The sequence below is a fragment of the Photobacterium sp. MCCC 1A19761 genome (genome assembly GCF_037389125.1).
Classification (GTDB): Bacteria; Pseudomonadota; Gammaproteobacteria; order Enterobacterales; family Vibrionaceae; genus Photobacterium.
The window spans coordinates 1-1,611 of the sequence record NZ_JAZGTF010000032.1; the positions used below are offsets into that span (position 1 = coordinate 1).

The window sequence follows — 1,611 nt, forward strand, 5'->3', positions numbered from 1 at the left end:
GCGTTGGTCTTTGGTTGATGAATTTTTATCCATTCGAACACGCCGAATGTGACCCCCGTCATGTCTGCTGAATCAAGACTTTATTTTTAAGTGGGGTCTGACATGATGGCGTTACGCACCCCGGTTGCTGTCAGAACAGTACCTCCTGTGCGGGCATCGTATAATGGCTATTACCTCAGCCTTCCAAGCTGATGATGCGGGTTCGATTCCCGCTGCCCGCTCCAAGAGTTTTTTCAAGAAAAGCCCACACCTAGGTTTCGTTATAATTTACCTTAGTAAGATTCGGTAAATTTTTACTCATATCAAAACTAGAAGAGGGAGTCTTAAGCCCTTTTTTCCGGCTAATGTTTATCGATTTACAAATGATTGCATTTTATTTGTGACTTCCATTAGCTTAGAGGGGTTAAATGGAAACTCCGTATTCTGCTGAAAAAAATCCTTTTTTTAATATTTGACATTAATGATAATGGTTATCGTTTGTGGGTTTTGGATCACAACCTTTCAAAGGATCTCACATGCAGACTCGTATGAAACTGCTCGCCGCATCAGTGGTGTTCGCTCTATCATCAAATGCACTAGCTTCAGCGGAAATTAACTCCCCAAACCGTTCACCCTCAGATCATGATGGATTAGAAGTCATGATTGTAACTGCAACTAAAACGGAAGAAAACGTTAGAGATATTCCTGTTTCGGTACAGGTGACTACGGGGGAAGAGCTTGAGAAAAAGAGAATTTACAGCCTTGAACCATTCATTAAGACACTGCCAAATGTGGCAATTTCAAATAACTATGGGGTATTTTCGTCGCCAAACTATCGTGGTTTAGCGACGTCTGCGTTTGCTCAAGAATCTCCTATTACTGTTTACATTAATGGCGTACCACATTCTTCTGTTTATGGTATGGACTTAGGGTTGTTGAACGTTGAACGTGTTGAATTCTTAAGAGGCTCACAGAGTCAGGGTGAGAGCGTGAGTTAACAAGTTGTAAAACCTCCACATGAAAGGCATGTTGGGATCTACAAAAAGAGTGATTTTTAACCACTTTCCACAGGTGTAAAATGTATGAAGTGTCTAATAATTACTCAACCAGCCCGAGGGAATTTACGGGTGTTCAAAAAGTGAACATACGTGCTCTCACCCTGCTCACAGAGTACCCTATATGGCCAGAGTAGTTTGGGGGGCGTAATTAATGTGATTACCCGTCAGCCAGATGGTATGCCCGAAGGCAAATTAGTTGCAGAAGCTGCCGAGTATGATGGTCGAATGATTTATGGTTCATATGGCCAGGCATTAATAGAAGATGTTTTGAGTTTTAATATAGCCGGCCGATATCGTGAAAGTTCAGGGTACTTAACAAATAAATATCCAGGTTCCCGCTCAGACTATGATGAATCAGAAGTGTACCAATATAACGGTAATTTAAGGTGGAATATCACTGAAAGAACGCATGTAATATTAAGCTTGAACGGTGAAGACCGTGATAATGGGGCTTTGTTGACTAAATCGGCGTGAACTTTTCTTGCAGTCAGTGATCTGATCTTGTGACGTTTACTGACAGGCCACCCTCATGGGAAAAAGCACTTACCGAACAGATAACTGGAAAGAGTACAAC

At 41.7% G+C, this 1,611-nt stretch carries 2 protein-coding genes and 1 tRNA gene; all 3 read left to right on the plus strand.

What is annotated here, in order from left to right; all coding sequences use genetic code 11:
- Nucleotides 1-149: 149 nt before the first annotated feature.
- The 3 genes from VV869_RS20915 to VV869_RS20925 all read left to right on the plus strand — a co-directional run bounded on the left by VV869_RS20915 (nt 150) and on the right by VV869_RS20925 (nt 1,511).
- Nucleotides 150-224 (plus strand) — tRNA-Gly (locus VV869_RS20915).
- A 291-nt stretch (nt 225-515) separates the two neighbouring features.
- Entirely contained in the window at nt 516-977 is a 462-nt protein-coding gene (locus VV869_RS20920) for a TonB-dependent receptor plug domain-containing protein (RefSeq protein WP_337736877.1), read from the plus strand.
- Nucleotides 978-1,190: 213 nt separating this feature from the next.
- On the plus strand, nt 1,191-1,511 hold the full coding sequence (locus tag VV869_RS20925; RefSeq protein WP_337736878.1) for a hypothetical protein: 321 nt from the start codon (nt 1,191-1,193) through the stop codon (nt 1,509-1,511).
- The last annotated feature ends 100 nt before the right edge of the window (nt 1,512-1,611 follow it).